At 50.9% G+C, this 6,395-nt stretch carries 7 protein-coding genes; 1 reads left to right on the top strand and 6 read right to left on the bottom strand.

Annotated elements, in window-relative coordinates; translation table 11 throughout:
- Positions 1–241 precede the first annotated feature (241 nt).
- Positions 242–1,969 carry an IS1634 family transposase gene (locus B5E77_RS13860; RefSeq protein ID WP_087165945.1) on the top strand — a complete coding sequence of 576 codons (1,728 nt, stop codon included), beginning with the start codon at positions 242–244 and terminating at the stop codon, positions 1,967–1,969.
- Between the two features lie 428 nt (positions 1,970–2,397).
- Here the strand turns inward: B5E77_RS13860 and B5E77_RS13855 are convergent, their stop codons facing one another.
- Genes B5E77_RS13855 through B5E77_RS13830 form a run of 6 tightly spaced genes read right to left on the bottom strand, consistent with a single transcriptional unit; the run spans position 2,398 to position 6,385 of the window.
- Positions 2,398–3,456, bottom strand: a complete 1,059-nt coding sequence (locus tag B5E77_RS13855; protein WP_087165944.1) for a type IV pilus twitching motility protein PilT — start codon at positions 3,454–3,456, stop codon at positions 2,398–2,400.
- 3 nt (positions 3,457–3,459) lie between these two features.
- Positions 3,460–3,999: a hypothetical protein gene (locus tag B5E77_RS13850; protein ID WP_087165943.1), complete on the bottom strand. Its 540-nt coding sequence runs from the start codon at positions 3,997–3,999 to the stop codon at positions 3,460–3,462.
- 4 nt (positions 4,000–4,003) lie between these two features.
- Positions 4,004–4,483, bottom strand: a complete 480-nt coding sequence (locus B5E77_RS13845; RefSeq protein WP_087165942.1) for a hypothetical protein — start codon at positions 4,481–4,483, stop codon at positions 4,004–4,006.
- A 7-nt stretch (positions 4,484–4,490) separates the two neighbouring features.
- Entirely contained in the window at positions 4,491–4,994 is a 504-nt protein-coding gene (locus tag B5E77_RS13840; protein ID WP_087165941.1) for a DUF4860 domain-containing protein, read from the bottom strand.
- Complete coding sequence (locus tag B5E77_RS13835; RefSeq protein ID WP_242963749.1) at positions 4,991–5,338, bottom strand: hypothetical protein; 348 nt, start codon at positions 5,336–5,338, stop codon at positions 4,991–4,993. The genes B5E77_RS13840 and B5E77_RS13835 overlap by 4 nt, the downstream gene beginning before the upstream one ends.
- 3 nt (positions 5,339–5,341) lie before the next feature.
- On the bottom strand, positions 5,342–6,385 hold the full coding sequence (locus B5E77_RS13830; protein WP_087165940.1) for a type II secretion system F family protein: 1,044 nt from the start codon (positions 6,383–6,385) through the stop codon (positions 5,342–5,344).
- Positions 6,386–6,395: the final 10 nt, after the last annotated feature.

Here is a 6,395-nt window from a genome sequence, read left to right as displayed (position 1 = left end):
TGAAAAAATTTTCTGATATCCGGGGTATCTTCATGCAATCCTACAGCTTCCTTTTCAGCATCTCGGGGTTAGAAGCATGCGTCAGAGCTTCCTCCCGGCTGATTTGGCCGGGCGTTTGACAGTTGAATAAAAAGAAAACTACTTGCAGGCCGCATAAAACCTGCATTTTTTTGTCAACTTTTTTGATTTATTATATAGCATTTTCTGGCATTATGTGGTATAATAGAACAGGGTGATGTTTATGAAAGTTATGACTACAAAATCTAAAAATTCAGAGTCCTTCTATATTGCCAAATCTTATATCAACAACCAGGGAAAAAGTACTTCCAAGATTATCCGAAAGCTGGGCACACTTGCCGAATTATCCGAAATGCTTCATACGGATCGGGATGGCGTCATGGCCTGGGCCAGAGAACAGGCAAAAATTGAAACCGATAAATATAAGCAGGAAACGGAAGATGCTGTGGTTATGATTCCTTTCCATTCCAACAGGCTTATGGACTACAGCAGGAAAAAGCTTTTTGAAGGCGGGTATCTCTTTCTTCAATCCATTTACTATGGATTGAAAATGGACTCTGTCTGCCGCAAAATCAAGTACCATCATAAATACCAGTTCGATTTAAACGCAATCCTGTCCGATCTGATCTACACCCGCATTCTGGAACCTTCCAGCAAAGCCTCTTCCTTCAAGGCTGCCGGAAATTTTCTCGAGACGCCATCCTACGAACTCCATGACGTTTACCGTGCGCTCTCTATCCTGGCCGAAGAAATGGATTTTATCCAGGCCGAAGCCTATAAGAATAGTTTCTTCTTCGGAAGCAGAAATGACGCTGTCCTTTATTACGACTGCTCAAACTACTATTTTGAGATTGAGCAGGAGGACGGTGACAGAAGATACGGAAAAGGCAAGGATCACAAACCTAACCCTATCATCCAGATGGGACTGTTTACCGATGGGGATGGAATTCCTTTGGCTTTCTCCCTGTTTCCTGGAAACCAGAATGAGCAGAAATCTTTGAAACCGCTGGAAACAAAAATCCTCCAGCAGTTTGGCCATCAAAAGTTCATTTACTGCAGCGATGCCGGACTGGCTTCGGAAGAAAACAGGGCCTTTAACCACATGGGGCAGCGGGCTTTTATTGTTACACAATCCATTAAGAAACTTCCGGCAGAGGACCGGGAATGGGCTTTAAGCAGAACCGGCTTCAAACGGCTGGACGATGACGCTCCGGTTGATATCACGCAGCTTACGGAAGAAGATAAACAGGGACTCTTTTATAAAGATGAGCCCTACACGACAAAGAAACTCCATCAGCGGTTAATCATAACCTATTCGCCCAAGTATGCCGCCTACCAAAAAGCAGTCCGGGCCGAACAGATTGCCCGGGCCGAAAAGCTGATTAGCGGTGGTTCAGTAAAAAGGCAGAGTAAAAATCCCAATGACCCGGCGCGCTTTGTGAATAAAATCGCTGCTACCAAAGATGGGGAAAAGGCAGAAATCCATTATTATCTGGACATGGATAAGATCGCGCAAGAAGAAAAATATGACGGTCTGTACGCCGTCTGCACTGATCTGCTGGACGATGATGTGGCAGATATTTTAAAAGTAAGCGAAGGAAGGTGGCAGATCGAGGACTGCTTCCGGACAATGAAAACGGAATTTGATGCACGTCCGGTTTACCTGAGCCGGGAAGAACGGATTAGAGCCCATTTCCTTATCTGTTTCCTTGCGCTGCTGCATTTCAGGCTGCTGCAGAGGGAACTGAAAAATCACTATACAACCGAACAGCTTCTGCGGGCACTGAAAGGCATAAAGTTTGCCGATATAGAAGAACAGGGGTTCCAGCCTGTATACGAACGGCGGGAAATCACAGATGCTCTTCATGAAGCATGCGGCTTTCGGACAGACTATCAGTTTATTACGAAACGGAAAATGAAAGAAATACAGAAAAAAAGCAAAAGGAGATAAAACATTACTATATTTCGCGTATCGGTTGCAAAGCGCTACAAGCCCGTATTTTCAACGGTTGTAGCGCTTTTTTCTCTTAGAATGTGTCAAAGACGAGGTTTTAGCTTCAATTTAGCTTCAATTTTAGCTGTAAGTGTTCCATAGGTCATATATTTTGTAAATCAAAGTGAGACATGCCAATCTCATACACGTCCGGGAAGCACATGCAAAAGAGTATATGCAGATAACAGGGTAGCAGAGTGCCAGGAATTTCCGGCAGGGGTGTTAAAATTTTTACATACCTATTAGTTCCAGTGTTTTAATTCCCACCATTTCATTTTTCTCGCGAAATAGACAAAATAATTTAACGGAGCTTCATAAAAACAGAATCCCCGGATATCAGCGCAGATGAAAAAATTTTCTGATATCCGGGGTATCTTCATGCAATCCTACAGCTTCCTTTTCAGCATCTCGGGGTTAGAAGCATGCGTCAGAGCTTCCTCCCGGCTGATTTGGCCTTTCCGGCACAGGGCCGCCAGGCTGGAGTCCATGGAAAACATGGTATCGGAGGAGGCGGAGTAAATCATGCCGTCAATCTGGGGAATCTTGTTCTCGCGAATCATATTCCGGATGGCAGGCGTCACAGTCATCATCTCGAAGGCGGCGACCCGGGAAAGGCCGTCTGCCGATGGGAGAAGCTGCTGGGATACCACGGCCTGGAGAGTGGTGGACAGCTGTACGGCGATTTGACGCTGCTGGCTGGGCGGAAAGACGTCGATGATGCGGTCGACAGTGCTGGCCGCGCTGGGCGTGTGAAGCGTAGAAAGAACCAGGTGTCCGGTTTCGGCCGCTGTCATGGCGATGGAAATGGTCTCGAAATCACGCATTTCTCCCAGAAGGATGACGTCCGGGCTCTGGCGCAGCGAGGCCCTCAGGGCTACCACATAGCTGTCTGTGTCGGAGCTGATTTCGCGCTGGCTTACGATGCTTCTTTTGTGCCTGTGAAGGAATTCCAGAGGGTCTTCCATCGTGATGATATGCTTTTCCTGAGTCTCGTTGATGGCATCGATGATGCAGGCCAGCGTCGTGGATTTGCCGCTTCCTGCCGGGCCGGTGACCAGCACAAGACCCCTGGACAGCCTGCCCAGTTCTATGACCTGATCCGGGATTCCAAGCGCCCGGGGATCCGGAAGCTCAAACGTGATAATACGGATCACCGCGGCCATGGAGCCGCGCTGCAGATAGGCGCTGACACGGAAACGGGAGAGTCCGGGCACGGCAAAGGAGAAGTCGTCGTCGCCTTGCTTAATCAGGCGGGAAATGTCCCGGCTGTCTGCGAGCGTGTAGATTTCCCGGAGCATCTTTTCCGTGTCGGCGGGCATCAGGCGTTCCTCCCCCAGGGTTTCGATACGGCCGCCCTTTTTAAAGGAAAGCTGGCGGCCGGCTACGATAAAGAGGTCGGAAGCTCCTGTTTTAATAGTCTGTGTCAGAAAATCCAAAGCGTTCATTTATCATTCCTCCATAACCATGCCTGACAGGCTGTCCTCATCGAGAAGAGGCAGCGTTTCGTCAGAATCCCATTCGTGGGTAGATTCCGTGCGCCATTCCAGTATTTTATAGCGGCTGCCATCCTCATATGGCTCAAACGAGAGCTCCAGGGAAACCCGGAGCAGCTGCTCATCCTCCAGAGGAACCGAGTACTGCAGGGTGTGTTCTCCGGTGAATGTGATGCCATTCTGTCCTTCCAGGCTGTCCCTGACACTGGTGTAGAAGGACGCAGCGTCGGCATCCTCCTCCATATCAGTATCGCCTCCGGTTTCTGAGAGGCAGTCCTCCATACAGGAAATAATCTCCAATAAAATATCATTTGCCCGGTTCTCTGCATCATAATAGGCAGATGTACGGTCGGCGCTTCGCTGGCTGAGCCGTAAATCCGCTCTGGCAGTAGCCAGAGAGAGCACGGAAAAGGTCAGCAGGCAGAGCATGACAAAAATCAGTACAAAGGACGTAATGCCGATGCTGGTGACAGAGCGTCTGTTTTCAGAATTCACAGGCTCATTCCTCCTTTCCCGCTGCGGCGTCTGACGGATAACGCAGGCTCAGCTCATAGATGGAGCTGCCCTCTGCGCTGCTCATGGACAGACGGGCGTCCGTGCGGCCGCCCTCCTGTTCCGTGTGGATGGTCAGAATATAGGCCGCCTCTTCTGCAGAACAAGGCTGCCGTTCTTCGTCATAGTAGACTGCGCAGGTCTGCCCGCCGGTTTCCGTATCAGCGGCAGCTTCAGCTCCTGGAATTTCTTCGGCCCCCGGAAAGTATCCTGCGATGGCTTCCGGGGATCCGTCTGTGTAGCGCACGACAGAAGCGGCGCTGGAGACCTGGGCGGAAGCAAAGCTCAGATCTGAGGCCTTCTGGCTCATCAGATGGGCCTGAACAAAGGCCTGGATACAGACGGCGCTGCCGGCAGAAAAAAACAGTATGGCAATGATAAGCTCTATTAAAAAAAGACTGGAACGTGTGTGCTTAAGACGATTCATGTCCGGCTCATTCCTTTCCTGAAAATCCTCCCGTATTTCTCAGATGCAGAAGAAACGTATAGGTCTTTCCTTTCGAATCCGGCGCGGAAAGCTTAAGAAAGCCGTCCCCCAGATCCTCAATGGAAAATCCATCCGCGCGCAGAACCTGCTGGCCCATGGAGGGAGAGACCTCCGTGCCCTGCCGGACTACCAGCTCGCAGATATATTCTCCGTCTGGATAGAGATAGGTTTCGTAGAGACTGCCCTCAATCTCATCTGTCAGCAGGATGGCGTTTCTGCCCTCCAGCTGTGTCAAAGCCACCTGGCCCTCCGCGTCATGCTGCCGGATTTTCTCCGCTACGTAGGAGAGAGCGGTGCGTGCGCTGTAGGTGTCCTCCAGGTACTGCGCCGTAGAACGGTAGACCCTGACCCCCATGGTTATGACCAGAAACGCACAGACGGCGAACACGCAGAAGAGTGAGAGAGTAAACAAAAGATCCACAGTATGGGACTGAAAACGCCTTCGCCTCATGAATCCGTCCCCCTTTCTCCGAGAGGAATGATCGTCACATCCGGCATCAGATTGGAGCCGATGACCTCATAGGAAATCACATATTTCTCTGAATCATAGGACAAGCCATAATGGGTTTCCAGATACTCCAGGTCTTCCGGATAGAAGCCCTCCAGCGCATAGCACTGAACAGCGCCCTGGAGAACAGCGTCATGAAGCCGTGCCGCTTCCTCCTCCGCAGCAGTGGAGGAGATAGAAGAAAGGCCCTGAAGAAGTATCAGAAGCATCAGGCAGAAGAGAAATATGGGAAGCAGAAAACGGAGAGGCTGCAGCCTGCTTCTGTTTTTGTGAAAACGGTTCATCATTTCTCAGCCTCCGATATTTGCCATGACGCCAAGCAGCGGCAGCATGACAGAGAGAAGAATCAGGCCGACCGCTACAGACAGAATCGCTACCAGGGTAGGCTCCAGCCGGCCAAGCGCCGAGTCAATCCGTTCCTCGATTTCTTCGTCATATTGGGCGGAAATCTGTTTCATGACCTCGTCCAGGGAACCGGCCCGGAAGCCGGCAGCAAGCATCCTTGTGTATGCCCCGGTAAAAATCCTTGTCCGGGCCGCCGCCTCCGCAAAGGTCTCTTCCCCGGCGGCGACAGAGCGCCGGATTTCCCGGATCTGTCCCTGAACCCTTGTATGCTCTACCAGCCGTTCGGTCATTTCCAGGCTCTGATCTACGTCCAGGCCGCTGCTCAAGGACAGATACATCGCGCTGGCAAAACGGGAGCAGGCAATTTTTTCAGCAAGCCTGCGGGTAAATACAGAGCGGTTGAAGAGATTTGAAGATATGCTCCGGCCCTTTTCCGTAAAGAAAAGAAAGATACATACGGCAGCCGCAGCAGCAGCCAGAACAAGGAAAACGCCGCTGTAATTTCCAAGGACGCCGCCCAGCTCCATGACAGCCCTGGGAAATCCGGTCATCTGCGTACCCAGCTGCTCAAATACCTGGCGGAAGACGGGCATCACCTTTATAAGAAGGACGGCCATCACTGCAATCATCATTCCGAGCATCACCAGGGGATACGCCACTGCGCTGCGGATATTTCTGGAAAGCACTTCTTCCCGGCGGTAGTGAGAAGCCAAAGACTCCATCACATCATCCAGCCGTCCTGTCTGCTCTCCGAGCTCCACCATACTGCACAGATAGGGGGGGAAGACCTTTGCTGATTCCAGGGCCTGGCTGAGGCTTCCGGTCTGTTCCATCTCGTGAATGAGCTGTTCCAGAAGCTTCTGCCCGTCCCCGCCGGGCGAATCCTCCAGCATCAGCGACAGCCCTTCCAGGGAAGAAATCCCGGAACGTAAGGTGAGCGCCAGCTGACCGCAGAAAAAAATAAGTTCAGAATTATTGAAAGCTTTCATAGGGCTCCTT

The organism is Lachnoclostridium sp. An131 (genome assembly GCF_002160825.1).
Classification (GTDB): domain Bacteria; phylum Bacillota; class Clostridia; order Lachnospirales; family Lachnospiraceae; genus Laedolimicola.
This window is presented reverse-complemented; position numbering and strand designations above follow the sequence as displayed.

Bases quoted from the DNA above. Each gene is read 5' to 3' on its own strand.
- B5E77_RS13845 (WP_087165942.1), bottom strand. From the start codon at position 4,483: ATGAATCGTCTTAAGCACACACGTTCCAGTCTTTTTTTAATAGAGCTT.
- B5E77_RS13840 (WP_087165941.1), bottom strand. From the start codon at position 4,994: ATGAGGCGAAGGCGTTTTCAGTCCCATACTGTGGATCTTTTGTTTACT.
- B5E77_RS13835 (WP_242963749.1), bottom strand. From the start codon at position 5,338: ATGATGAACCGTTTTCACAAAAACAGAAGCAGGCTGCAGCCTCTCCGT.
- B5E77_RS13860 (WP_087165945.1), top strand. From the start codon at position 242: ATGAAAGTTATGACTACAAAATCTAAAAATTCAGAGTCCTTCTATATT.
- B5E77_RS13830 (WP_087165940.1), bottom strand. From the start codon at position 6,385: ATGAAAGCTTTCAATAATTCTGAACTTATTTTTTTCTGCGGTCAGCTG.
- B5E77_RS13855 (WP_087165944.1), bottom strand. From the start codon at position 3,456: ATGAACGCTTTGGATTTTCTGACACAGACTATTAAAACAGGAGCTTCC.